Source organism: Mycobacterium sp. NS-7484 (assembly GCF_001953975.1).
Taxonomy (GTDB): domain Bacteria; phylum Actinomycetota; class Actinomycetes; order Mycobacteriales; family Mycobacteriaceae; genus Mycobacterium.
In genome coordinates this window covers 13,263-39,305 of the sequence record NZ_MBEJ01000056.1, presented here as the reverse complement: position 1 = coordinate 39,305, position 26,043 = coordinate 13,263, and the positions used below count along the sequence as shown (strand labels likewise).

Below are 26,043 nucleotides of genomic sequence, written 5' to 3'. Positions count from 1 at the left end.
GCGGGCTAACTCAGCCGAGGACCAGGCCTTCGCCGTCGGCACTGACGTTGACCGGGACGACGTCACCGTCGTGCACCTCGCCGGCCAACAGCATCTTGGCCAGCTGGTCACCGATGGCCTGCTGCACCAGCCGGCGCAGCGGGCGGGCACCGTAGAGCGGGTCGAAGCCGCGCTGGGCCAGCCACTGCTTGGCGGGCAGCGACACTTCCAGGGTGAGCCGGCGTTGCGCCAGCCGCTTCTGCAGCTGTTGCAGTTGGATGTCGACGATCGACACCAGCTCGCCAGGTTCCAGGGCGTGGAAGATGATCACGTCGTCGAGCCGGTTGATGAACTCCGGCTTGAACGCCGCCCGCACCGCGGCCATCACCTGCTCCTCGGTGCCACCGGCACCCAGGTTGGAGGTCAGGATCAGGATCGTGTTGCGGAAGTCGACCGTACGGCCCTGGCCGTCGGTCAACCGGCCCTCGTCGAGCACCTGCAGCAGCACGTCGAACACGTCCGGGTGGGCCTTCTCGATCTCGTCGAACAGCACCACCGTGTACGGACGCCGCCGCACCGCCTCGGTCAGCTGACCGCCCTGGTCATAGCCGATGTATCCGGGAGGCGCACCGACCAACCGAGCCACCGAGTGCTTCTCGCCGTACTCGCTCATGTCGATGCGGACCATGGCGCGCTCGTCGTCGAAGAGGAACTCCGCCAACGCCTTTGCCAGCTCGGTCTTACCGACACCCGTCGGCCCGAGGAACATGAACGAACCCGTCGGCCGGTTGGGGTCGGCCACCCCGGCCCGGCTGCGGCGCACCGCATCCGACACCGCGGTCACCGCGGCCTTCTGGCCGATGACGCGCTTGCCCAGCTCCTCCTCCATGCGCAGCAGCTTGGCCGTCTCGCCTTCGAGCATGCGCCCGGCCGGAATGCCGGTCCACGCCTCGACCACCTCGGCGATGTCGTCGGGGCCGACCTCTTCCTTGAGCATCACGTTCTCACGAGCCTCGGCCACCGGAAGCGCGGCGTCGAGCTTCTTCTCGACCTCCGGGATCCGGCCGTACCGCAGTTCGGCGGCCTTGGCCAGGTCACCGTCGCGCTCGGCCCGGTCGGCCTCACCGCGCAGGCTGTCCAGCTGCTCCTTGAGCTCGCGGACCACGTCGATGGCGCCCTTCTCGTTCTGCCATCTGGTGGTCAGCTCCGAGAGCTTTTCCTTGTAGTCGGCCAGCTCGCCACGCAGCTTCTCCAGCCGCTCCTTGGACGCGTCGTCCTCTTCCTTTTCGAGTGCCATCTCCTCGATCTCGAGGCGACGGACCAACCGCTCGACCTCGTCGATCTCGACCGGCCGGGAGTCGATCTCCATCCGCAGCCGCGAGGCGGCCTCGTCGACCAGGTCGATGGCCTTGTCGGGCAGGAAGCGGCTGGTGATGTAGCGGTCAGACAAGCTGGCCGCAGCCACCAGCGCCGAGTCGGTGATGCGCACACCGTGGTGCACCTCGTAGCGGTCCTTGAGGCCGCGCAGGATGCCGACGGTGTCCTCTACGGACGGTTCGCCGACGAGCACCTGCTGGAACCGACGCTCCAGCGCGGCGTCCTTCTCGATGTACTTGCGGTACTCGTCGAGAGTCGTCGCGCCGACCAGGCGCAGCTCGCCGCGGGCCAGCATGGGCTTGATCATGTTGCCCGCGTCCATCGCCGACTCACCGGTGGCACCGGCGCCGACGATGGTGTGCAGCTCGTCGATGAACGTGATGACCTGCCCGGCCGAGTCCTTGATCTCGTCGAGGACGGCCTTGAGGCGTTCCTCGAACTCACCGCGGTACTTGGCACCGGCCACCATCGAGCCCAGGTCCAGGCTGATGACGGTCTTGTCCCGCAGGCTTTCCGGCACGTCGCCGGCCACGATGCGCTGGGCCAGACCCTCGACGATCGCGGTCTTGCCGACGCCGGGTTCACCGATGAGCACCGGGTTGTTCTTGGTACGCCGGCTCAGCACCTGCACGACGCGACGAATCTCGTTGTCGCGCCCGATGACCGGGTCCAGCTTGCCTTCCCGGGCGCGCGCGGTCAGATCGGTGGAGTACTTCTCCAACGCCTGATACGAGCCCTCGGGATCCGCGCTGGTGACCCGTGCGCTGCCGCGCACCTTGGTGAACGCCTCCCGCAGCGCCTCGGGCGAAGCACCGTGACCGGTCAGCAATTTGGCGACCTCGGAGTCGCCGGTGGCCAGGCCGACCATCAGATGTTCGGTGGAGACGTACTCGTCGTCCATCTCGGTGGCCAGATGCTGGGCCGTGGTGATCGCGGCGAGCGATTCACGGCTCAGTTGCGGTTGGCTGCTGGCGCCACTGGCGCTGGGCAGCCGGTCGAGCAACCGCTGCGCCTCGGTCCGGATCGTCGCGGGGTCCACGCCGACGGCCTCCAGCAGCGGTGCGGCAATGCCTTCATTCTGAGTCAGCAGTGCCATCAAAAGATGAGCGGGACGGATCTCCGGATTGCCGGCGGAACTGGCCGCCTGCAACGCTGAGGTCAGCGCCGCCTGAGTCTTGGTCGTCGGGTTGAACGAGTCCACGACACCTCCCTTTTCCGATAGAGAAAATGCTTGTCGCGATGTACAACGTAGTCAAGGTTGAGTCTGTTCCGCTCAAGTTTAAAAATTTTTGATCGGCAGACTCGATCAGGTGCACCCTGCCTCACACATTGCCGTCGTCGCTGCATCCGCTCCCAGCCACATGTACCCACATCTCGCGGTTATCCACGAACTGGTGCGCCGCGGCCATCGGGTCAGCTACCTCGTCGGTGCTCACCTGGCCGATCTGGTCCGGCCGACCGGAGCCGACGTGATCGGATGCACCTCGGTACTGCCGGGCGCCCCCGGTGCTCCGGAAGCGTTCGACGAGACCGACCCGGCCGCGGGCATGCGAATCTTCCTCGACGAGGCGATTCACGTTTTGCCACAGGTTCACAATGCCCTCGACGCTGACCGCCCCGACGTGGTGCTGTACGACATCGGCGGGATGGCCGGGCCCGTCGCCGCTGCCTACTGGGGCGTGCCCGCCGCCCAGTTGTCGCCCAGCGAGGTGGCCTGGGACGGCTACCACGAGGACATGGCCGAGATCTTGGTGCCGATCTTCAACAGCCCAGGCGGACGGGCTTATCGCGAGGCGTTCGACGGTTGGCTCGCCGATTCGGAAACGGGACTGACGTTCGACGAGGTGACCGGTGCGCCCCGGCGCTGCCTGGTGTTAATCCCCCGGATCATGCAACGGCACGCCGACCGGGTCGGTGACCGTTACCGGTTCGTCGGACCCTGCATCGACCCGCGACGTACGGACCGCGGCGGTTGGCACCCACCGGCCGGCGACGGTCCCCTGGCGCTGCTGGCCTTCGGCACCGCCTATACCGAGCGAGCCGACGTGTACCGCAACGTGATCGACGCCTTAGACGGAGAAGGCTGGCGGCTCGTATTGGCGGTCGGCCGTGCCGAGATGGGTGCGGTGCCATCGTGGGTGCAGGTGCAAGAGTCCGTCCCGCAACCGGCGGTGCTGCAGCGGGCCGACTGCTTCATCACCCACGCCGGGATGGGCTCGTGCACGGAGGGATTGTGGTTCGGGGTACCGATGGTGGCCATACCGCAGGCGGTCGATCAGCCGGCGAATGCAGCCAGACTGGAGTCCATCGGCGTCGGCAGGCATTTGTACGACCCCTTGCCCAGCGTGGCGCAGATCCGTGACGCAGTGCTCGGCATCACGGCCGATCAACAAACCCGGTTGCGGCTCGATGCCATCAGCGCCGAGATCCATGCGCACGGTGGTCCGGGACATGCCGCCGACGCGGTCGAAGACGTCGCCGCCGGTCGCTGGTAAGGGGCTGCGACCGGGATACGGCGTTGCTAGGTTTTGGCGATGACGGAGAACTGGAGCTCGGTTGTCACCGAACTCATCCCGCTGGCAATGGTGGTGGCGTTGTCGCCGCTGACCATCATTCCGGCAATCCTCGTGCTGCACACGCCGCACCCCCGCCCCACCGGCCTGGCATTCCTGGCCGGGTGGCTGGTCGGTCTGGCCGGGTTGACCGCCGTCTTCGTCGGCGTCTCCGGTTTGCTCGGCGCGCTCGATGAACCACCGACGTGGGCGTCGTGGTTTCGCATCGTGGTGGGTACTGCGCTCATCGTTCTCGGTGTCTACCGATTTCTCACCCGGGCGAAGTCAGAACACATGCCTGGCTGGCTCACCAGCCTGAGCAAGCTGACCACGCCGCGGGCCGCCCTGACCGGCGCGGTGTTGACCGTGGTGAACCCCAAAGTGCTGTTCATCTGCGCGGCTGCCGGTTTGGCCATCGGCAGCGCCGGCCTGGGACAGCCCGGTGTTTGGGCAGCCGGGCTGTGGTACGTGGCGGCGGCTGGGTCGACGGTTGCTTTGCCGATCCTGGCGTACGCGATTTCCGGTGACCGTCTCGACCCGGCATTGGCCCGACTCAAAAACTGGATGGAACGCCAACACGCCGTGCTGGTCGCCGGAATTCTGGTGGTGATCGGCCTGCTTGTGCTCTACAAGGGAATTCACGCGCTATAGGTAACGCATTCGGTGCAAATCGGGCTACGGTGTGGCCATGTCCGAATCCGGTTTCGGTGATTTCGAATTCGAGCGGAAGTTCTTTGTCCGCGAATTGCCCGCAGCGGCGGCCTCCGATCCGACGCCCGCCCTGATCGTGCAGGCATATCTGTTCGCCGCCGACGGCTATGCCGTCCGAGTGCGGGTACAAGGGCCGGCACCGGCTGAATTGGATGCGACGGCAGCAGAACTCGTCGAGGCATTGGGCGAGGAATCACTGGGAACGATGACCGCCAAAGGCCCCGCCGTCGGCGGTACGCGATACGAAGCCGAACGCGAACTCGACCCATTGGTGGCAGCGCAGATCGTCGGTCGATCCGAACATGTGGTCGCCAAGGTCCGCTACTCGATGTGGCTGGGCGAGGACGGCTGGATCATCGACCAGTTCCTGGGCCGCAACGCACCGCTGTTGCTCTCCGAAGTCGAACGCGGCGGCCCGGTGGTCGATCTCGCCATTCCATCATTCTGCGTTTCCGAAGTGTCCGAAGACGACCGGTTCCGCAATGAATACCTGGCGCACAAGCCATTTGGCACGTGGGCTGACGAGTACCTGCGTGAACTCGACCGGCGCGGGCCTTCTTTTGTTAATACGTTGGGGCAGAATCAGTTCGAGGGTGGCTGAGGCATAGTTTTAGGCGCTCCTCTGGTCACATCCATCGCTTGTTTCCAGGCGGGTATCCGATGTGCCCACTTATTAGCGACAATCGAGCGACAATCGCCACACAGGCAACGGTCGCCCCACGAGAACCATTGTCGCTCGCCGTTTTTGGCACTCAGGCACCCCTGGCCCCACGAGCATCATCTGCCCAGTGCCCGCGTGTCAGCGACTCTGTCGCTGACACTGGACGACCCGGATCCCCAATCAATGGGGGCCTTTGAGACAGAGGTGGCGGCTTGTGTAATACCGGCCACATGACCAACAGTGCGGTGCCCTGATCTCATGTGAGATTCAATTCGAAGGTATCCGAGCTCACGCACCGAAGGGCCGCGGCGGCCGGGGACCTCTACCTTGCGCGATCGCATATTCATCGCATTGTGCACGGTGCTGAGCATGTGCTGGTACGTCGCAATGTGGCTGTTGGATTGGTCGTAAGATTCTCGGGCCGCCCCGTACGCTGGCCGCACAGTCGTACCGCGTTGCCCCTGACATATCTCGATGACCCGCTCACACCTGGCGCTCTCCGCAGCCAATTCCTCATAGGGCGCGTCGAACACACGATTGTTCGGCCATCGAGCCCAGAACGCTTCAGAGTGGGTGTACAGCCAAGCGCGCTCAGCGTCCAACCGTTCGCCCGCGGATGACGGCACCATCGACAACCCAATCGCTCCGGCAGCGAAGAGAGCAGACAACACCAGACCAACCGTCAAGTAGGTGAGGAAGCTCTTTGGCTCGTGAGAACCCGCAGCAAGCACATGGTCATACATCGGCTTACCGTCCACGTGAAGCCGAGCTATTCATCGCGTTGACGATTGTGGTGATCCAGCTGCGAACGGCAGCGATTTGAGCATCAAAGTCACCGCCTCGACCTCGGTGCGCGAGATCACACCGACTTTCCAGGGCGAAGACCACTCGCCAAGAACGCTCCGCCTCCGCTTCGAGCTCCAAATACGGCGCCTGCCATAGCAGTTGCGCGGGCCAACGGGATTTGAACTGGGCTGATTCCGCTACAAATCGTGCTTCCAGCGCATCCAACTCCTTGGCTACGCTGCGGCCGGCCCAACCTGGACCAGCACATAGGTTGCGATCATCACGCCGATGGCCGCCAACAGTCCGAGCCACTCCTCTTTGGTACTCGGCAGACGCCCCCGCGCGACAAACTCCGCTGCCAATATGTCCCCTCGCACGGCGACAGCCTAAACGCGGGTCTGCTCACCCGAGGCCGATCTTGACCGAGCGGGCCAACGCGTTTGGCGGAAACCGTCTCGGACAACTGCCCATTGGGCGCCTCACCAAATCGCCCGATGAAATCCGCAGCAACAAGATTGGTGCACAGAGGTCCCCTAGTGGGCAGTTAAGCTCACCCACAGATAGAGCCTTCATCAGAACGGGGCTGCCAACACTCGCAGCTGATACACGAGGAGATCCACATGTCCGGCGAACTGCGCGTGATTACCTCACACGTGCTCGAACTTGCGCAGACGCAGGCCACCGCCGCGGAACAGCTCCTCGCGGCGGCCACGGCGGCACATGGTGTCAGCTCGTCAATGATGGTTAATCACGGCGTCGTCTGCTCAGCCGCCAACGCGGCCGTCGCAGCGGCAGAAAGCGCACGCGCTGCTGCATGCGCCGGCATGAACTCGGTCTCGACCAGCCTGTCGAGCCGGCTTGGGATCGCGGCGTCACGTTACGACCAGTCCGACGCGCAAGGGGCGGGCAAACTCAGTAAAGAGATGCATCCGCGCTGAGCCCACTACCAGCCCCAACTTCGTCAGCGGTAACGTGCGAATCAAAGCCAGTTGTCTCGGCTCGCGCGGGCCTTCGATCAGAATCGGGACTTCAGACACGTGACCACACACGATCCGGACGATGAGTTCTTCCACTCTGAAGACACAGGTTTGGACGCGCTTGACTTCGACACACCAGTCCAACCCGACGACGGGTCAGGACTTGACGCCCTGCCCGACTACTCCGTCGGTGGAATCGACCACGGGACGAGCCTCGATGGTGTCGACGACTTCACCAACGTAGAAGTCGACGAAGATGAGGACGACGGTTTCGGCGCGGTCGATGCCGACGCGGCTACGGCGGACGAAGATCAGGGGCCCATGGTCCAGGCGATCAACCCTCCTGGCACCGTTGCCGTGACGGCCTACCTCGGCGGGTCGGTCGCACAGGTCGATCTGGATCCAAAGGTGACCGCCCTGACCGAATCCCAATTGGCTGAAGAGATCCGGTTCGTGGCAGGCGTGGCGGCGAAGAAGGCTTCTGCGGTCGTGCACGTCGGGGTAGTGAACATGTTCGTCGAGCAAGGCATGAATCTCCGCGACGCGCGGGATTTCGTGGAGACCAACATGCCGTTCGCCACCCCGGAACAGGCCCACGAGGCTGACCTCGCGCTCATCGCGCGGCACTCTGAGCGGCAAGACTGACCGAGGAACCATCATCAACGAATCCGTGCCGCCGCCCCCGCAAGCGGGCTGGTTTACCGATCCGTGGAACATGCAGCAAATTCGATACTTTGACGGTCGGCAATGGACAGCCCACATAGCAACTGGTTCACCGAAGCAGCAGGAAACCGCGGCATCATTCCCTACCCCACCCGTGTCGTCAGGCGGCTACCCCTTCGGGGAGCCAACGCTGTTCCTGCAACCAATCCACGGCAGCGTCAGCAGCGACATTCGTTGCCGCATTACGAACCTAGGTGGGCAACTACTCGCTTTGATCCAACCACGGGAAGCACTCCCCCGGGGAGCTGAGGCAATAAGCGAACTCGTATTCGAGGTCGTTCGGCCGGATGGCACCCAACTGCTGCAGTTCACGCGATCCGTCGGATTCCGAGGCCGCGGCAAACATCGTCTTCTGGTTCACGACCCCTCCGGCCTAGAACTCGGCTGCCTTCGCCAGACCAGCTCGTACTGGCAATTCTTCCGAACCCCCAAAATTTCTTTCGAGCTCGAGTATCAGGACCAATCGCTGGGCACTACCGAAATACGTTCCTATATCCCGAAGTTCACCAAGTTGGAACTCGACGAACCGATTTGCGACACCAGTGCAGAGATCGGACGGGTACGTAGTCAACGGAACCAATCCAAGCTTGAACGCATGGTCATGTACGCGACCTTCGATTACCGGCTCGACTGTGCGCGTCCCACGGCCCCACCAACACCTACGCTGCTGTTGGCCACCGCATTTGCACACTTTCTGTACGACCATCTCGATTCGCTAGCGCCGTTCTCGCGGTGGGCCCGATGAGTGTGCCGTCACTCTAGACACCAGCCCGCAGCCCGTTCGGTGTTGTCTCAGAGAACGTCAAACCGCGTGTTGAACGCCCAAAATTGCTGCATAGCAACATGTTGGCGTGCTGTTAGGCTGGTCCCAGCGAAGGAAGGACCAGACCAGAATGAGCTTTTGGGATGCCGCGCAAAGGGCAAGCGATGTCCTCGGCAACAGCGAGAAGGTAACCGACCTCGGAAATGCCAACACTCTGTGGTCCACAAAGTCTCACGATGATGCCGGGGACAAGCTCGGGTTGGGATCAGACGCGATCGGCATCGTGCAGATGTTTCTCAACAAGTCCTATGCCACCCCCATCATTTCAGCTGGCCTATTGGCCATCCAGGGAATGACCATGACCTGTGGTATCGGCACTCCAGACAGTGGCGACAGGTTCGGGCAGGGCGCAGCACAATTGGGCGACGTCGACCAGACACTGGAATCGGCGAAGCCGACCTCCGGATGGCAAGGAGGCGCTTCGCAGGCCTACACCGGACAAGATGCGAAGCAACAGGAACGTGCACGCATGATCGCTGAAGCCGATAAAGAGATGGAAGCTGTCATCAGCAAACAAGCTGGCCAGATCGACCAGACACGTAGTTTTCTCGGGACCTGCGCAACGGTACTCGGATACGCCATCCTGCCTGCAATGGCGGCGAAGGCGTTTCCAGCCACGGCCCCCTACGCGATCGCGATTGAGGTCGGAGCTGTCGCCGGCTCCGTGCCTCTCGCTGCCGGCCAGACTTCCATGATGAACGCCAACTCGATGGCGAACGCAGTGGAGATCGGCCAGGCGATGGGGAAGTACGCAAAGGTGGCCGCAAGCGCCACATTCGGCAAGTAGCACCTACGCCTCAGGCCGCCCCAACTCATCTGCATCGGCAGGTGGTACGCACGCTGCCTGCCGCCTGGGGCCCGCCACGCGCCACCCTGTTGCGGTCCACCGCATACTCCGGCGGCTCCGGCGCCGACACCGCCCTCTTCATGCTCGGTTGCTGGGCGATGGCCGGGCGGACGTTGGTGGTCATCGTGGGTTTGCGGCGGCCCACGCGAACCGCGCCTATGATGCAGCTCCGTGGGACTCGATGACCGTGAAGCACTGGAGACACTGCAGCGCGCCGTCGACCCTGCGCACGGCTCGCACACCCTGATCCTCGACTTCTATACCCGGTGGTTTGCCACCGACCTCTCGGCCAGGGACCTGTTCCCTCCCGACATGACCAGCCAGCGCGAGGTCTTCGGCCGCGCCCTGACCTGGTTGTTCGGTGAGCTGATCGCCCAGCGCGCCGAGGAGCCGGTGGCATTCCTGGCCCAGCTGGGCCGAGACCACCGCAAATACGGCGTGATGCAGAGCCATTACGACTCGATGCAGGATGCGCTGTACAACGCACTGCGCGATCACCTGGAGACCGAGTGGGACGACCGGCTCGCCGAAGCCGCCCACGACGCGGTGGCCCTGTTCATCGGGGTGATGCGGGGAGCGGCCGACGCCGAGGATTCCCCCGCCTACTGCGACGGCACCGTCATCGAACATCACCGGGTGACCCGCGATGTCTCGGTGATCCGGCTCCAGCTCGACCAGGCGCTGTTCTATCACCCCGGCCAGTACGTCACCGTCCAGGTGCCGCAATGGCCACGGCGATGGCGCTATCTGAGCCCCGCCATCCCCTCGGACCGCTCGGGGGCCATCGAGTTCCACGTCCGCTCGGTCACCGGCGGCATGGTGAGCACGGCCATCGTCGCCGAAACCCGGATCGGGGACCGCTGGCGGCTGTCCAGCCCCCATGGCGGGCTACACGTGGACCGTGACGGCGAAGACGTGCTGATGGTGGCCGGCAGCACAGGCCTGGCCCCGCTGCGCAACATCATCATGGACATGACGCTGCACGGTGAGAACCCGCGCGTGCACCTGTTCTTCGGTGGCCGCTACCCGTGCGATCTGTACGACCTGAAAACCCTGTGGCACATCGCCTCGACCAACCCCTGGTTGTCGGTGACGCCGGTGTCGGAGTACAGCACCGATCCCCCATGGGCCGGGCAGTATCCCGACGTGCAGCCCCCGCGCGGCCTGCACGTGCGTCAAACCGGAACCTTGGCGGAGGTGGTGACCAGATACGGCAACTGGGGTGACCGCCAAATTCTCATCTGCGGTGGTCCCGAGATGGTCACCGCCACCAAATCCGCCCTGATCGAGCGGGGTGCGCCCGCCGACCGCATCCAGCACGACCCGCTGACGCGCTGACGCGTGCCAGACTGGCGCCATGGCCGACCTTCACCCAGTCATCCTGCAGGATCCCTCGTCATCGCTGACGGCCACCTACGTTCCGGGCGCCGGGATGGTGTGCAGCTCGCTGGCCGACGGCGATATCGAGTACCTGGGCCAGCGGCGCGGCCTTCAGGCCTACGTCTCTGACGGCAAGACCATGGGCATCCCGATCCTCTATCCGTGGGCAAACCGATTGAGCGGCAACGAATATCGCGTCGGAGACACTGAGGTTCAGCTCACTCCGGGGGCTGACGGGGTGCGTGCTGATCCGCACGGCGCACCCATCCACGGTGTGCTCGCAGCCTATCCGGACTGGCAGGTGATCGAACGGTCCGAGAACTCACTGGTGGCGTCCCTGGACTGGGCTACTGAGCCGACACTACTGGCGACGTTCCCCTTCCCGCATCGTTTGACGATGACGGCGTCATTGGCCGACCGGATCCTCACGGTGTCGACGACGGTAACGGCCACCGGGACGCAACCGGTGCCGCTCTGTTACGGCTACCACCCGTATCTGACGATTCCCGGTGTGCCCCGGAAAGATTGGGACCTGCACTCCCCCGCCATGCGGCACCGACTGGTGGACGACCGTGGGCTTCCCACCAGTGAATTCCGGGAGTGGTCGGGTGGGACAACACAATTGGGCGACACCGAACTCGACGACGGATTCGATGAGGTCGACGCGGGCGCGGTGTTCGCACTCTCGGGCGGTCAGCATCGGATCGAGGCCACCTTCGACAAGGGCTACACCGCCGCCCAGCTGTTCGCACCGGGCAACGATGCCGTGGTGGGGATCGAGCCGATGACGGCACCCACTGACGCACTGCGCCAAGGCAATTACAGGATGGCCGCCCCCGGAAAACCGGAGACGGCCATCTTTTCGATCAAGGTCGGCTAACGTGCGCCCCGTCGGGGCTGCCACAGGACCACCGCTTTCGACGCCGCCGAAACATCGCGGCGCTGATCGGTGGTGAGCCGCTCGACCTGCTGGGTCAACTCAGACACCCTGGTGCGCAACGCATCCACCTGATTAGTGAGTTCGATGATGCGTTTGATACCGGCCAGGTTGACGCCCTCGTCCTGCGACAGCCGCTGCACCTCGCGGAGCAGATCAACGTCGCGTTCTGAGTAACGTCGCCCACCTCCGGAACTGCGTTGCGGGCTGACGAGGCCGAGCCGGTCATAGGTGCGCAGGGTTTGCGCGTGCATACCGGCCAGCTCGGCGGCCACCGAGATCAGGAACGTACGGGCTTCCTCCTTACGCTGGCTCATAAATTGCCCGCCCAACCAGCCCGCGGATCGAACCCGCTGTCCCGTTCGGCTTTCGCGTAGGCCTCCAACGCCTCGGCCGCTTCACCTTCCAGGTTCGGCGGCACGGCGACCTTCACCGTGACCAGCAGGTCACCGTGTCCCCCGGAGCGTTTCGGCACACCGCGCCCGCGCACCCGCAGGATGCGGCCGTCGGAGGTGCCCTTGGGCACCCGCACGCCGACCTTGCCATCCAGCGTGGGAACGGAAAGCGTTGTACCCAGCGCCAATTCGTGGAAGCTGACCGGGACGCTGACCGTCAGGTCGTCGCCGTCACGTCCGAACACCTTGTCCGGGCGCACATGCACGGTGACGTAGAGGTCGCCCGAGGGGGCGCCCCGTAACCCGGCCTCGCCCTGGCCGGCCAGCCGAATGCGCTGGCCGTCCTCCACACCGGGAGGGATCCGCACGTTGATGGTGCGGGTCCGGGTGGTGACGCCGGTGCCCTTGCACTCCTCGCAGGGGTGCTCGATGATCGAGCCGCTGCCCCGGCATTCGGTACAGGGCTCGGAGAACCCGAATGCACCCTGGTTGCGGTTGACCACACCGGAGCCGTTGCAGTTCGGGCACACTTTGGGGCTGGTGCCCGGCCGCGCACCACTGCCGTGGCAGTTGGTGCAGGGCGCCGGGCTGGTCAGCCGCAGTGGCATGGCCACGCCCTTGGTGGCTTCCAGGAACGACAGCTCGGTCTCGGTTTCCAGGTCGTTGCCTCGGCGGGGCCGGCTCGGCCGTGGTTGGGCGCCACGGCCGAACAGCCCGCCGAAGAGGTCACCGATGTTGGCGCCGCCGCTCTGGCCGGCCGCGTCGAACAGGTCTCCCAGGTTGAATTCGGCTCCGTCGGAACCGAACCCGCCACCGAAGTTCCCACCCGGGTTGAACCGGCGCCCGCCACCGGCGAACAACCGGCGGGTCTCGTCATACTCCTTGCGCTTCGCGGGGTCCGACAGGACGCTGTTCGCCTCGGAAACCGCCTTGAACCGCTCGGCCGCTCCCGCATCGGGATTGCGGTCGGGATGCAGTTCAGAGGCCAGCTTCCGGTAGGCCTTCTTGATCTCGTCGGCGCTGGCGTCAGAGGAGACGCCAAGTTCTTTGTAGAAGTCCTTCTCGACCCACTCGCGTTGGGCCATGCGCCACCTCCTTACCTCTTCTCTCTAGTCGTTGTATCTAGTTGTCTGATTCTGCGGCCTGATCACCGGCGGCGTCAGCGTTATCCGCACCGCCGTCGGCATCGGCGACGGTGTCGACCACGCCCACCATGGCGTGGCGGACCACCTGCTCGCCGATGCGGTAACCCCGGCGCATCACGGTCCCGACCACGGGATGAGTGCCTTCACCCTCGTGCTGCACGGCCTCGTGCAACGACGGGTCGAATTCGTCGCCCTCTTCACCGAACGCGGAAAGCCCTTGTCCTTCAAGGACACTGACGAGCTTGTCGGCAACCGACTTGAGCGGACCGGATTCCAGGTCGCCGTGGGCGCGGGCCCGGTCGAGGTCGTCGAGGATGCCCAGGAGTTGGGTGATGACGCCGGCCTTCGCCCGGTCTGCGGTGACCTGCTGGTCGCGCAGTGCCCGCTTGCGGTAGTTGTCGTATTCGGCCTTGACGCGCTGCAGGGTCGACTTGAGTTCGGCCACCTCGTCGCTGTCGCTCGCCGACTCTCCGGTAGGCGATGCGGCCGACGCCGGCCCGCTGGGGGCCGGCGCCTGGTCGCGTACCTCACCGGTATCGGGATCGATGCGCCGTTTGTCGGTGATGGTCACCGGCTCCTGCGGATCGTCGCCGCCGTTTTGAGGTTGCGTCACTTGTTCTCCCGGTCATCGTCGACGACTTCGGCGTCCACCACGTTGTCATCAGCAGCTGCCCCGGCGTCGGATCCACCGGCGGCCTGCTCGGCCTGCGTGGCCTCGTAGATCGCCTGACCCAGACCCTGGGACTCGACACCGAGCTTCTCCATGGCGTCCTTGATCGCGGAGATGTCGGTGCCTTCCAGCGCCGACTTGGCCTCGGCGATCGCGCCGTCGACCTTGGACAGCGTCTCTTCGGGGACCTTCGAGCCACCCTCGGCCTCACGCTGTTCCTTGACGAACTTCTCCGTCTGGTAGACCAGCGACTCGGCCTGGTTGCGGACGTCGGCCTCTTCGCGACGCTTCTTGTCCTCCTCGGCGTGTGCCTCGGCGTCCTTGATCATCCGGTCGATCTCTTCCTTGGACAGGCCGGAGCCTTCCTGGATCTTGATCGTGTTTTCCTTGCCGGTGCCCTTGTCCTTGGCGGTGACGTGCACGATGCCGTTGGCGTCGATGTCGAAGGTGACCTCGATCTGCGGCACGCCGCGCGGGGCCGGCGGGATACCGGTCAGCTCGAAGGAGCCGAGCAGCTTGTTGTGCGAAGCGATTTCACGCTCACCCTGGAAGACCTGGATCTGCACCGACGGCTGGTTGTCGTCGGCGGTGGTGAAGGTCTCCGACCGCTTGGTCGGGATGGTGGTGTTGCGCTCGATCAGCTTGGTCATCACGCCACCCTTGGTTTCGATACCGAGGGACAGCGGGGTGACGTCAAGCAGCAGAACGTCTTTCACCTCGCCCTTGAGCACACCGGCCTGCAGCGCGGCGCCCACGGCGACGACCTCGTCGGGGTTGACGCCCTTGTTGGGCTCCTTGCCACCGGTCAGTTCCTTGACCAGGTCGGTGACGGCGGGCATACGGGTCGAGCCACCGACGAGCACCACGTGGTCGATCTCGGAAACCGAGATGCCGGCGTCCTTGATCACCGACTGGAACGGCTGACGGGTGCGGTCCAGCAGATCCTGGGTGATCCTCTGGAACTCGGCACGGGTCAGCTGCTCGTCGAGGAACAACGGGTTCTTGTCGGCGTCGACGGTGATGTAGGGCAGGTTGATCGAGGTGCTCTGCGAGGAGCTCAGTTCGATCTTGGCCTTCTCGGCGGCTTCACGCAGCCGCTGCATGGCCATCTTGTCCTTGGTCAGGTCGATGCCGCTGGTGGACTTGAACTTGTCGACCAGCCATTCGACGATCCGGTCGTCCCAGTCGTCACCACCGAGGTGGTTGTCACCGGAGGTGGCACGCACCTCGACGACGCCGTCGCCGATCTCGAGCAGCGAGACGTCGAACGTGCCGCCACCGAGGTCGAAGACCAGGATGGTCTGTTCCTTGCTGCCCTTGTCGAGACCGTAGGCCAGGGCGGCCGCGGTGGGCTCGTTGACGATGCGCAGCACGTTCATGCCGGCGATCTGGCCGGCTTCCTTCGTGGCCTGACGCTGGGCGTCGTTGAAGTAGGCGGGCACGGTGATGACCGCGTCGGTGATGTCCTCACCGAGGTAGGCCTCCGCGTCGCGCTTGAGTTTCTGCAGCACACGGGCGCTGATCTCCTGCGCCGTGTAGTTCTTGCCGTCGATCTCGACGGTCCAGTCGCTGCCCATGTGACGCTTGACCGAACGGATGGTCCGGTCGACGTTGGTCACCGCCTGGTTCTTGGCGGGCTGGCCGACCAGCACCTCGCCGTTGCGCGCGAATGCGACGACGGACGGGGTGGTCCGGGAGCCCTCAGAGTTCGCGACGACGACGGGGTCGCCGCCTTCCAGGACCGCCACGCATGAGTTGGTGGTCCCGAGGTCGATACCGACCGCACGAGCCATGGTGTTGCCTCCTGATAGACATATAGGGGTCTGAGCGGACTGCGCTCAAGCCTGCTCCTGGGAAGCCCAGATTGTCAACCCAGACTTGAGTCACTGTCACTCAACTTGCTGTCGATGTGGTCAACGCAGGCTTCCGGGGGTTTGTTCCCGCTGAGCCGACGAATATTCCTCGGCAGCTCGAATATGTACATCGAGGGAAATAATATGTATGTATGCCCGTGAAGAGGACGACCATCGAGCTCGATGAGGACTTGGTCAAGGCCGCACAGCGCATCACCGGCACCACGGTGCGATCGACCGTCGAGGAGGGGTTACGGACCCTGATCGAAGCGGCCGATCGAGAACGCGACGCCAGGCGAGCACGGGTGTCCGCACACTTCGACACCGCACGTGATGCCATCGACATGGATCTGCTTGAGTCCGACGAGGCCTGGCGATGACGCTGTGGGTACTGGACAAGAGTGCTCATATTCGCCTGCTGAACGGCGTCACACCTCCTGCGGAGATCGACCTCGCCGATCTGGCGCTGTGCGAAATCGGTGAGTTGGAGTGGCTCTACTCGGCACGGTCGGCCGCCGACTATGAGCGACAACGGACCTCCGTGCGCGGAGCTTTCGCCGTGTTACCGGCGCCGCCCGACATCTTCGACCGTGTGCGCCGGTTACAACGCGACCTCGCTCACCACCACGGGATGTGGCATCGCACCGCCATTCCGGACCTGTTCATCGCCGAAACCGCGTTGGCGCACAGCGCCGGGGTCCTCCATCACGATCGGGACTACACCCGAATTGCCGGCGTCCGCCCCGAACTGATGGTGCGTGACATCACGTCTGGGTGACGACCCGTCGACGCAGTAGCGCCGTCCCGAACGCTGGGAATATCCCGAGACTGTCTCGACTGCGCGGCTCGGCGCGTCATAACCGGCTCTGACCACGTCGGATGCGTAGCCTTGTCGCGATGAAGGCCTGGCGATTCACCGGCGCCCTGCTGGCGGCAGGCGTCCTGCTCAGCGGCTGTCAGTCGAGTATCGAGGGCACGCCGCGCACCGGCTCGCAATCGTTGACCGAACCCGATTTCCCCACTGCGCGCCCCACCCGGGTGATTCCGGTTCCCCCGTCGAGCAGCAAGGCCGGGGTGCCGCCGAGTGGCCCGTCGACGGCGCTTCCGTCGGGGGCAACCCCATTGCAGCCGCAGAACGGATATGTCTTCGTCCAGACCAAATCCGGGAAAACCCGTTGCCAACTCTCCACACAAGAGGTCGGCTGCGAGTCGGATTTCACCAACGCCCCGGTGATCGATGGGTCGGCAGCCAACGGGGTCAGGCTCACCCCGGGCGGCAATATCAACTGGGTACTGGGCAATCTCGGCGATATTCCGGCGGTGACCCTGGACTACCGCAAGTACAGCGCGCTGGGCTGGACGATCGACGCGAGCAGCGAGGGCACCCGGATCAGCAATGACAGCAGCGGCCACGGGATGGTTATCGCTGTGGAAGGGGTGCGGACCTTCTAGGGTTGGGCGCATGAGTGTTGCTCGACGCGAACGTGCCGCACTGGTGGAGAGCCTGCGAGCCGCAGGCCCGGATGCGCCCACACTCTGCGAGGGGTGGACCGCGCGTGACTTGGCGGCCCACCTGGTGGTCCGCGAGCGTCGCCTCGACGCGGCTCCCGGAATCGTGGTGCCCCAGCTCGCGGGCTACACCGAGCGCGTGCAGCGGAAGCTGACCGAGGGCACCGAGTGGGCCGCATTGGTAGACCAGATCGCCGCAGGCCCTCCGCTGTACTCCCCGTTCAAGCTGTTGGACCCGCTGGTCAACGTGGCCGAGATGTTCATCCACAACGAGGATGTGCGCCGGGCTCAACCCGATTGGGAGCCAAGGGTTCTCGATCAGGAGACAGTGACCTCGCTGACGAAGCAGGTGTCGAACATGGCCCGGATGGCCATGGGTAAGTCCCCCGCCCGGGTCGCATTGAGGACGCCAGACGGCAAGACACTGGCCACGGTCGGCTCCGGACCTGAAGTGACGGTCACCGGAGAACCCGGAGAGCTCCTGATGTTCGCCGCCGGACGAGAACCGGCGCGGGTCACGTTCTCGGGAGACGACGCCGCCGTCGCCGCGCTTCGTGCCGCCCACCGCGGATTGTAAAACGCCAGGTAGTCCCTGGCTTTACTCATTCTTGATCGTGCGTTGAATCGTCACCCCGACGATTGGCTCGTGGGTACGCTTTCATCGGTGGAACTGGGGGTTTTGGGACCTCTTCAGGTCCGAATGGACGGTGCGCCCGTCGTGATACCGGGCGCAAAGCCGCGCGCCATTCTCACGATGCTCGGACTGCACGGCGGTTCGGTGGTACCGGCCGACGTACTCATGGAATTGCTCTGGGGCGACGATCCGCCACGCACGGCGGCCAAAGCCCTGCAGACCCACATCTCCGCACTGCGTCACACCCTCGGCGACGGGTTCGTATTGACCGAAGGGACCGGCTGGCGCCTGGGTGCAGCCGCGGTCGACGCTCCGCGTTACCAGCGACTGGCCAGAGCGGGCCACGACGCCCTCGGTACCGGCGACACAAGTGGTGCGTTGGCGCGGTTCGACGAGGCAGCGACCCTGTGGCGTGGTGTCCCGGAACTCCCCAACGGTCGGCGGGGTGCGTCCGAGAAGACTCGGTGGATCGAGGCCAACGCGGCGCTGGTCGAGGACCGGGCCGATGCGCTTCTTGCGACTGGCCGTGCCGCGGAGATCATCGGTGACCTCGAGGCCGCGGTGACGGATGCACCGCTGCGCGAGCGACGTTGGGGACAACTGATGCTCGCCCTCTACCGGGCCGGCAGACAAGGTGAGGCGCTCGGCGCCTATCGCCGGGCCCGGTCCCTGCTGGCCGATGAGCTCGGGGTCGACCCCGGACCCGAACTACGGCGGCTGGAAGCCGCGATCGTCGCCCAGGATGCCGAGCTCGACCCCCCTGCGACACAACAGGTTCCGTCCGTGACGCGGGCGGTGACCTTCCTACTGACCGACATCGAAGGGTCGACAGCCGCCTGGGAGGCAGATGCCGACGCCATGGCCCTCGCGCTCGCGCGACACGACGAGCTCGTCGAACAGGTCGTCACCTCCCGCGGCGGCCGGCTGATCAAGACGCGCGGCGAGGGTGATGCCACATTCTCGGTCTTCGACCGCCCGTCGGCGGCCGCAGCCGCCGCGATCGAGTTGCAGGACGCGATCTTCCACGAGCCGTGGCCGCTGGCCGAACCGATGCGTATCCGCATTTCCCTGCACACCGGAGAGGCCGAGCTTCGGGACGGCGACTACTTCGGTCGCGCGGTCAACCGCGCCGCCCGGTTGCGATCGCAGGCCTCGGGTGGCCAGATCCTGTGTTCGGGCGCGACCGCCGAGTTGGTCATCGACTCCTTGTCCGACGACGTCGCGCTCGTCGACCTGGGCATGCGTCAGTTGAAGAACCTGGCACGGCCCGAGCACATCTTCGAGCTGCGCCTCCAGACCGACGAAAGTCCGCCGCCGACAGCTGATTCCCCCATCGAGCGGCCGATGATGCCGGCAGTGCTCGGCGGACCCGGTCCGTTCGTCGGGCGTGGCCGGGAGCTGGCTGAGCTTCTCACCGCCTGGCAGTCGGCCCTCACCGGTGGCACCCGCGCGGTCCTGATCGCGGGCGAACCGGGCGTGGGCAAGACCCGCCTGGCCGGAGAATGGTGCCGGCAAGCGTATGAACAGGGTGCGGTGGTGCTGTACGGCCGGTCCGACGAGGATCTCGGTGCGCCGTACCAACCGTTCGCCGAAGCCCTGCGCACACTCGTGCCCTGTATCGGCTCCGATCGGCTGCGCACCATGCGCGGAGTCGAGGCATTGCTGCCGCTGGTTCCCGGTTTGACAGAGGTTCTCCCCGATCTCGTTGCATCCCCGCACGGCGACCCAGACACCGAACGCTATGCACTGTTCGACGCCGTCGTGGCACTGCTCGGAGTCGCCTCGGTGGAAGCGCCCATCGTCCTGGTACTCGACGACCTGCACTGGGCGGCAAAACCCACCCTGCTGCTGCTCCGCCACCTGCTGCGTTTCGGCGAGCACGCTCGCGTGCAGATCGTCGGCACTTACCGCAGTACGGACCTCGATCGCTCCCACCCGCTGGCGGCGATGCTCGCCGACCTCCACCGTGACGGCAGCGCCAACCGCATTGCCCTGGGCGGCCTCGACGAGGACGACGTCAGTGCGTACGTCGCCGAAGCCGGATACGACGACGAAGAGTTGGCCCGCGCCTTGGCATCGGTCACCGGGGGCAACCCGTTCTTCCTCATCGAGGCGTTGCGCCATGTGGACGAAAGCGGTGGGCACTGGGACCCGAGCACCCTGCCGCAGGGTGTTCGGGAAGCGGTGAGCCGCAGACTTTCCCGGCTCCCGCTCGAAACGAACAAAGCACTGGCCGCGGCCGCGGTGGTCGGCAGCCAGTTCACCCTTGACCTGGTCGAGCAGGTGGTCGGCCAGGATCTCGTCGACGCGTTCGACGAGGCTTGCCAGGCGGGCATCCTCATTGAGGAGGCCGGTGGACGCTACCGCTTCAACCATGCCATCGTCCGGCAATCATTGCTCGCTGAACTGGCTTCCATGCGGCGCATGCGGCTGCACCAGCGGATCGCCACGACGCTGGAGACGATGCCAGGGGCCGACGACGAACTGCTGGCTGAGCTGGCCCACCATTACTTCGAATGTGCTTGGGCGGGAAACGCGCTCAAGGCCATCAAGTACTGCCGCCGCGCCGGTGACCAAGCCATGGCGCGACTGGCATACGAAGGCGCCGCCGAACTCTACGACCATGCCCTGCACGCACTGGAAGAACTGGACGACGAGTTGCCCGACCGCGACGACCAGCGAGTTGAACTCCTGGTCGCTCGGTGCGAGGCGCTGCTGGCCGCGGGTGATGTCTCCACAGCCGCGGGTGCGGTATCGCAACTGAAAGAGGGCACTCGGGATTCAGCGCGTCTTGCAGCATGGGCGACGTGTTTCGATGGTCAGCTCTCGATGCTCGTCGACCCCGAACGCTTGGACGAGATCGAAGCCGCGGTGAGTGCAGCCGCTGCAGTGTTGGCTGAATTGGGCGATGCTGCAGGGGAAGCCAAGGCTCATACGGTCCGCGCTGGGTGTCTCGCCCGCCTCGGACGTGTCGCCGACTGCGAGCTCGCTTTGGACAATGCGCTTACCGCGGCTCGACATGCGCGTGAGCATCGTTTGGTGAACGCGGTACTGGCCGGCGCCCCGCTGGCTGCGTTGTGGGGGCCCAATCCGGTTCCGCGTGCGGGTGGACGGTGCCTCGACGTGGTGCGCCTCCTGCGGATCACGACCGATTCGCCTGCGGTCGAAGCGACGTCGACGCGATGCCAGGCGGTCTTGGAGGCGTTCCGCGGCCGGGCCGCCGCGGCCCGGCGAATGATCGAGTCGGCGCGCCGCACCGTCACTGAGCTGGGTTTGCGCCACGCCCTTCTCGAGGTCGAGCACTTCGCCGGCATCGTCGAGTTGGTGCTTGACGACGCGGCTGCCGCCGAAGAGCATCTTCGTCTGGCCTACAACGGTTTCCGTCGCATGCGCCTGGATGCCGATACGGCGGAGGTGGCCGCGCTGTTGGCGCGTGCCTGCCTATTGCTGGACCGAGGCGTCGAGGCTGACGAACTGTGTCTGGAGAGTGAGCGGCTCACGGGGCATGGCTTGAAGGCGGCCATCGCCTGGCGCACGGTTCGTGCACAGCTGCTTTCCGGTAGTGGGGATCACGATGGAGCGAGACGCATCGCCGAAGAGGCCGTTGCCATTGCCGAACGGACCGACGCGCTGGTCGATCACGGTGATGCGTGCCTCGCGCTGGCGACGGTGTTGAGCTTCGCAGGCGATGGTGCTGGTGCACGGGCCGCTGCGGACCGAGCTGCCGACCTGTACGAGCGTAAAGGTGCTGGGGCACTTGTCGAAAGGGCGCGCGCCCTGTTCGGCACGGCGGCGCTCCCCAATTTGCCAGCCACTCCCGAAGCTCGTGCCATCGAACTGGACACCGCCTGCGTGCGAGCGATCCTCCAACTCGATGACGCTATCGCCCGCGAAGCTTGGGATGAAGTCGAGCAGAAGTACGCGCCGATCGGCTCCATCCAGAGCCGCCGGAAGATAGTCGGCTTCCCCCGGGTGGACTGGCGACCGGACGAATTCGCAGACGAAGCAAGACGTTTCCTTCGTGGAATGGGCGTGGTACGGCACCGTCGCACTGTTATAGCTGTGCGGGGCGAACGTCTTGCGCTTACCCGCCTGGAAGCGGGCACTACGGACATCAGCCCCGGGGCGCCGCAGGACGAGATGCTCCAGTTGCTTGGCCTCGATGAAGAGGGCCGAATCGCGCTGCAAATATGGTTCGACCTCGAAGACATCGACGCCGCGCTCACCGAACTCGACGCGCAGTACGCCCGATCGGAGGTACGTCCACGAGCATCGCTGGAATCGCCGAACGTCAAGCTGGACAGTGCGTGCGTGCGTGCGCTCTATTGGCTCAGTGCCGCACTCGATCGCGAGGCATGGGCGGAGTACGAGCAGATGTTCGCGGCGAACGTCACCGTCGAGAGTCGCCGCAAGGTCGTCGGATTCCCCCGCACCGAGTTCTCGTCGGGAGAATGGACACAGGAGGTGACACACCTCCGCGGGATTGGCGCCGAGCGGCACCACATTGCGATCATCGCCACGCGAGGGGAGAAACTGGCGCTCTTCCGGCTGACGATAGCCACCGACGATGGGAGCCCCGGCGCACCTCAGGATGAGCTCCTCGAGCTACAGGGTCTCGACGACGAAGGTCGGATCAAACTTGTCATTTTCTTCGACGGCGACGACATCGTTGCTGCGACAGCCGAACTCGCATCGCAGCATACGCGATGCGAAGTGTTGCGCTATCCCGATACCGCCTGCACACGGGTGAGCGAACGTGCTGCGGCCGCGATCGAGGCCGGGGCGTGGGACGAATTCGAGCAGATGTTCGCTCCCGAAGGCTTTATCGAGAGTCGGCGCAAACTCATCGGCTTCGACCGGACCGAATTCTCACCACGGGACGTCGTGCACCAGACAAGGTGCGACCTCGAGAACGGGATCATGCGGGCGAACCATGCCGTTGTCGCCGTACGAGGAGAACGCCTGGCTCTCGCACGGGTCGCCTTGGGCACTGTCGATGAAAGCCCCGGCGCACCGCGCGACGAACTGCTCCAGGTGTACGGCATCGATGAGGGCGGCCGAATCGCCCTGCAAATATGGTTCGACGTCGACGACATGGAAGATGCGCTTGCCGAACTTGACGCGCAGTATGCGTGTTTCGAAGTGCAACACTCGAAGGACCAAGTGCCCCGGCGCCTTCAGGCGCATTTCGATGCCACATCGGAAAGCGGGACCAGGTCAGATAGCGCCTGTGTGCGGGCAATCCGCCGGTTGGACGACAGTGCGGCCCGTGAGGCCTGGGACGAGTTGGATCAGGTGTTCGCTCCCAGAATCACGCTCGAGGGCCGGCGAAAGATAGTTGGCTTCACACGGACCGAAATTTCGCCCAGCGAGTGGGCAAGTGCGGCGCAAAATTTCCTTGGGATCGGCGTCGTGCAGATCCATCGGGTGCTTGTCGTCGTGCGCGGTGAACGCCTGGCCTTGGTCCGCTCGATACTGGGAACTGCGGATGAGAGTCCTGGCGCGCCACGCGACGAGCTGTTGCATCTGTTCGGGCTGGATGCACAAGGTGGCATCAGCCTGCAAATGTCCTTCGACATCGAAGACATCGACGCCGCGCTCGCTGAACTCGACGGTCTGTACACCAGGTTCGCGGGAACACAGCAGGCCTCGCTGGAAAACAGCGCAACGCAAATCAACGATCGGATCAATGACCTGTTCGCCGTCGGCCGCTGGGACGAAATCGGTCCGCTGTTCGCTGAGGAGGTCTGGATTGATGACAGACGGCGGGGCATCCGCGGAGAGCACAATGGTCGCTCCGAGGCGCTCGGCAATATTCGAGCCGTCGCCGACTTGGGCGTGGTGACCATCTCGACAACAACGCTAGCGGTCCGGGGTAATCGTCTCTGCCTCAGCCGTGCAAGCCTCCACGGCCGCGATGGTTTCGACGCAGAATCGCTCAACGTAACCGAAGTCGTCGGCGGATTGGTCGAGACCGTCATCGCATTCGACCCCGACGACCTCGACGCTGCCTTTGCTGAACTTGAGGCTCGATATCTCGCGGGTGAAGCAGCTCCGTATGCGCACACGTGGTCAGCGATCACGGGCGCATACGCTGCACTCAACCGACGCGAACTCCCCGCGACGACGCTGGACTGGGTGAATGTCGACCACCAGCGAGGGCGCGCTTTGACGTATGCCCCGGGTGAAATGGTCGCAAGCATCGAGGCTTCCTGGGACCAACTGACTGGCGGCACCATCCACATCGAATCTGTCCATCGGTTGTGCAAACTCGGCGCAGTCGTCACCCATACGGCGCAGGGGAACTCCCCGGAGGGCATTGAGGTGGCCTGGCGGTACATCAACCTTCTGACAATCGACGGCAGCCTGATCAACCGCTGCGAGATGTTCGATGAGACGGACCTCGATGCTGCACTTGCGCGGTTCGAGGAGCTGCACCCGCACACGCCGCGGCTGCAAAACGCGGCAAGCCAAGCGACCGATCGCTTTCTAGAGCGATTCGCCGCCCGCGACTGGGACGCGATGGGGAAGGCGGTGACTGACGACATCAGCTTCGACGACCGTCGTAGGGTGACCAGCGCCGGCTCACAAATCGGCCGGGAATCCTTCGTTGAGAACTTCCGAATAGCAGCCGATCTCGGCGCTACTCAATCTCCCACCGCAATCGCGATTCGTGGGGAACGCGTCGTCCTTGCCCGAGCTCGATTCTCACTCGGCGGCGGCGCACCCGAGGAGTTCGGCCTCGATCTCCTGCACGTGATCGAGATCGACTCCGACAATCGAATTTCAGCTACCGTCACCTTCGACCCCGACGACTTCGACGCCGCGATCGCCGAACTCGACACGCGGTACCTCGCTGGCGAATCCGTCGACCACGCGCGCTCCTGGACGGTCATCGCCCGGAATGTCGCGGCTTTCAACCACCGTGAGCCGTTGATGACGACGCAGGACTGGGTAACAACCGACCACCGGCGCGCGACGGCGTTCGAACCCGGCGACATCACCCCGTACATCCATGCGACATGGGATGTCGCACCGGACATCAACCTTTACATCGAGTGCGTACATCGACTGAGTGAGTCAGGAGCACTCTTTACCCAAGTGCTGAAAGGCACTTCGCACGAGGGCTTCGATGCCGAGTGGCGAGACGTCATCATCCTCACCGTCGATGGCGAGCAGCTCAGCAGCTTGGAAGTCTTCGACGAGAGCGACCTCGACGCCGCGTTCGCGCGGTTAAACGAACTCAGCCGCCCGGCACAGCCGAGCAACGCGGCGAGCCGCGCGTACGAGCGCTTACAGAATTGTTTTGTAGGACCGGATCTGGATGCGATGGCGACCATGCTGGCCGACGACATGCTCAGTGAGGACCGCCGCCACATCGTCAGCACCGGAATCCGTCGCGGCCGGGATGCCGCCCTCGAAGACGCCCGCGCAGTCGCTGGGCTCGGCGTCAGGAACGCAGCGGCGACCGTCGTCGCGACACGCGGCGAGCGCCTCGCCCTCAGACGCTCCCGATACGCAAACCGCGATGAGCAGGTCGACGGGTTCCATGTGGAAATTCTCGAAATCATTGCGCTCGACGACCACGGGCTCATCGCCGCGGTCGTCACCTTCGACTCCGACGACTTCGACGCCGCACTCAAAGAACTCGATGCCCGCTACCTCGCAGGTGAGGCCGCGACCCATGCGCAGACGTGGTCGACGGTCATAAGCACATACGCTGCGCTGAATCGGCATCAGCTTCCCGCGGCCACACCAAATTGGACGGATGTCGACCACCGGCGAACAGTCGCTATCGCGGCCGGTGGTCTGGGTGCGTCACTCCGCGCGATCTGGGACATCACAACACACGCCACCATCTACGTCGAGGCGGTTCATCGGCTCAGTGACGTCGGAGTGGTCGTCACTCATGTGGCGACAGCAACCTCTCAAGAGGGTTTCGATGCCGAGTGGCGGGACGTTTGCGTTTTGACCGTCGAAGGCGACCGAATCAGACTCGGCGAAGTCTTCGACGAACCAGACCTCGATACCGCGCTCGCTCGCTTCGACGAACTCACTCAGCAGCCGCTCACTTGAGATCGCCG

The 26,043-nt window shown here is 64.7% G+C and carries 19 protein-coding genes and 1 pseudogene; 14 read left to right on the top strand and 6 right to left on the bottom strand.

Features of this window, described 5'->3' with window-relative positions; all coding sequences use genetic code 11:
- Positions 1-10: 10 nt before the first annotated feature.
- Positions 11-2,557 (bottom strand): ATP-dependent chaperone ClpB, encoded by a 2,547-nt coding sequence (gene clpB / locus A5733_RS10300; RefSeq protein ID WP_067764612.1) that lies wholly within the window; start codon positions 2,555-2,557, stop codon positions 11-13.
- 109 nt (positions 2,558-2,666) lie between these two features.
- Here clpB and A5733_RS10295 point away from each other — a divergent pair, with 109 nt between their 5' ends.
- The 6 genes and pseudogenes from A5733_RS10295 to A5733_RS28080 all read left to right on the top strand — a co-directional run.
- Positions 2,667-3,851, top strand: coding sequence for a macrolide family glycosyltransferase (locus A5733_RS10295; RefSeq protein WP_076240046.1), 1,185 nt, complete (start codon positions 2,667-2,669; stop codon positions 3,849-3,851).
- A gap of 39 nt (positions 3,852-3,890) precedes the next feature.
- Positions 3,891-4,559: a GAP family protein gene (locus tag A5733_RS10290; RefSeq protein WP_076240045.1), complete on the top strand. Its 669-nt coding sequence runs from the start codon at positions 3,891-3,893 to the stop codon at positions 4,557-4,559.
- Positions 4,560-4,596: 37 nt separating this feature from the next.
- Complete coding sequence (locus A5733_RS10285) at positions 4,597-5,220, top strand: hypothetical protein (protein ID WP_067764621.1); 624 nt, start codon at positions 4,597-4,599, stop codon at positions 5,218-5,220.
- Between the two features lie 1,466 nt (positions 5,221-6,686).
- Positions 6,687-7,004: an ESX-1 secretion-associated protein gene (locus A5733_RS10280; RefSeq protein ID WP_067764627.1), complete on the top strand. Its 318-nt coding sequence runs from the start codon at positions 6,687-6,689 to the stop codon at positions 7,002-7,004.
- Between the two features lie 99 nt (positions 7,005-7,103).
- Entirely contained in the window at positions 7,104-7,688 is a 585-nt protein-coding gene (locus tag A5733_RS27705) for a hypothetical protein (protein WP_197508169.1), read from the top strand.
- Between the two features lie 25 nt (positions 7,689-7,713).
- A pseudogene (locus A5733_RS28080) lies at positions 7,714-7,815 on the top strand (DUF2510 domain-containing protein); the annotation flags it as partial.
- A gap of 153 nt (positions 7,816-7,968) precedes the next feature.
- Here A5733_RS28080 and A5733_RS27885 read toward each other — a convergent pair.
- The gene (locus A5733_RS27885; RefSeq protein WP_231965537.1) at positions 7,969-8,127 is read right to left on the bottom strand and encodes a hypothetical protein; all 159 of its coding nucleotides are present in this window, start codon (positions 8,125-8,127) and stop codon (positions 7,969-7,971) included.
- Positions 8,128-8,659: 532 nt separating this feature from the next.
- Here A5733_RS27885 and A5733_RS10265 point away from each other — a divergent pair.
- The 3 genes from A5733_RS10265 (at position 8,660) to A5733_RS10250 (ending at position 11,696) form a co-directional block, all read left to right on the top strand.
- Positions 8,660-9,376 (top strand): EspA/EspE family type VII secretion system effector, encoded by a 717-nt coding sequence (locus A5733_RS10265; RefSeq protein ID WP_142253911.1) that lies wholly within the window; start codon positions 8,660-8,662, stop codon positions 9,374-9,376.
- Positions 9,377-9,607: 231 nt separating this feature from the next.
- Positions 9,608-10,774 carry an FAD-binding oxidoreductase gene (locus A5733_RS10255; RefSeq protein WP_067764638.1) on the top strand — a complete coding sequence of 389 codons (1,167 nt, stop codon included), beginning with the start codon at positions 9,608-9,610 and terminating at the stop codon, positions 10,772-10,774.
- Positions 10,775-10,793: 19 nt separating this feature from the next.
- Positions 10,794-11,696 carry an aldose 1-epimerase gene (locus A5733_RS10250; protein ID WP_076240042.1) on the top strand — a complete coding sequence of 301 codons (903 nt, stop codon included), beginning with the start codon at positions 10,794-10,796 and terminating at the stop codon, positions 11,694-11,696.
- Here A5733_RS10250 and A5733_RS10245 read toward each other — a convergent pair.
- The 4 genes from A5733_RS10245 to dnaK are packed head-to-tail and all read right to left on the bottom strand — an operon-like array spanning position 11,693 to position 15,756.
- Positions 11,693-12,070, bottom strand: coding sequence for a heat shock protein transcriptional repressor HspR (locus A5733_RS10245; protein ID WP_067764643.1), 378 nt, complete (start codon positions 12,068-12,070; stop codon positions 11,693-11,695). The genes A5733_RS10250 and A5733_RS10245 overlap by 4 nt on opposite strands.
- Positions 12,067-13,233, bottom strand: coding sequence for a molecular chaperone DnaJ (dnaJ, locus tag A5733_RS10240; protein WP_067764645.1), 1,167 nt, complete (start codon positions 13,231-13,233; stop codon positions 12,067-12,069). Before dnaJ ends, A5733_RS10245 begins: the two co-directional genes overlap by 4 nt.
- A 37-nt stretch (positions 13,234-13,270) precedes the next feature.
- Positions 13,271-13,906: a nucleotide exchange factor GrpE gene (gene grpE, locus A5733_RS10235; protein WP_067764647.1), complete on the bottom strand. Its 636-nt coding sequence runs from the start codon at positions 13,904-13,906 to the stop codon at positions 13,271-13,273.
- Entirely contained in the window at positions 13,903-15,756 is a 1,854-nt protein-coding gene (gene dnaK / locus A5733_RS10230) for a molecular chaperone DnaK (protein WP_067764649.1), read from the bottom strand. The genes grpE and dnaK overlap by 4 nt, the downstream gene beginning before the upstream one ends.
- Before the next feature lie 212 nt (positions 15,757-15,968).
- On the opposite strand from dnaK, the gene A5733_RS10225 reads away from it, so the two are divergent.
- The 5 genes from A5733_RS10225 to A5733_RS10205 all read left to right on the top strand — a co-directional run bounded on the left by A5733_RS10225 (position 15,969) and on the right by A5733_RS10205 (position 26,035).
- The gene (locus A5733_RS10225; protein WP_142253910.1) at positions 15,969-16,196 is read left to right on the top strand and encodes a type II toxin-antitoxin system VapB family antitoxin; all 228 of its coding nucleotides are present in this window, start codon (positions 15,969-15,971) and stop codon (positions 16,194-16,196) included.
- On the top strand, positions 16,193-16,594 hold the full coding sequence (locus A5733_RS10220; RefSeq protein WP_067764652.1) for a PIN domain-containing protein: 402 nt from the start codon (positions 16,193-16,195) through the stop codon (positions 16,592-16,594). Before A5733_RS10225 ends, A5733_RS10220 begins: the two co-directional genes overlap by 4 nt.
- 119 nt (positions 16,595-16,713) lie before the next feature.
- Positions 16,714-17,268, top strand: a complete 555-nt coding sequence (locus A5733_RS10215) for a hypothetical protein (RefSeq protein ID WP_067764655.1) — start codon at positions 16,714-16,716, stop codon at positions 17,266-17,268.
- A gap of 10 nt (positions 17,269-17,278) precedes the next feature.
- Positions 17,279-17,902 (top strand): TIGR03085 family metal-binding protein, encoded by a 624-nt coding sequence (locus A5733_RS10210; protein WP_067764658.1) that lies wholly within the window; start codon positions 17,279-17,281, stop codon positions 17,900-17,902.
- Between the two features lie 123 nt (positions 17,903-18,025).
- On the top strand, positions 18,026-26,035 hold the full coding sequence (locus tag A5733_RS10205) for a BTAD domain-containing putative transcriptional regulator (protein ID WP_083666091.1): 8,010 nt from the start codon (positions 18,026-18,028) through the stop codon (positions 26,033-26,035).
- Positions 26,036-26,043: the final 8 nt, after the last annotated feature.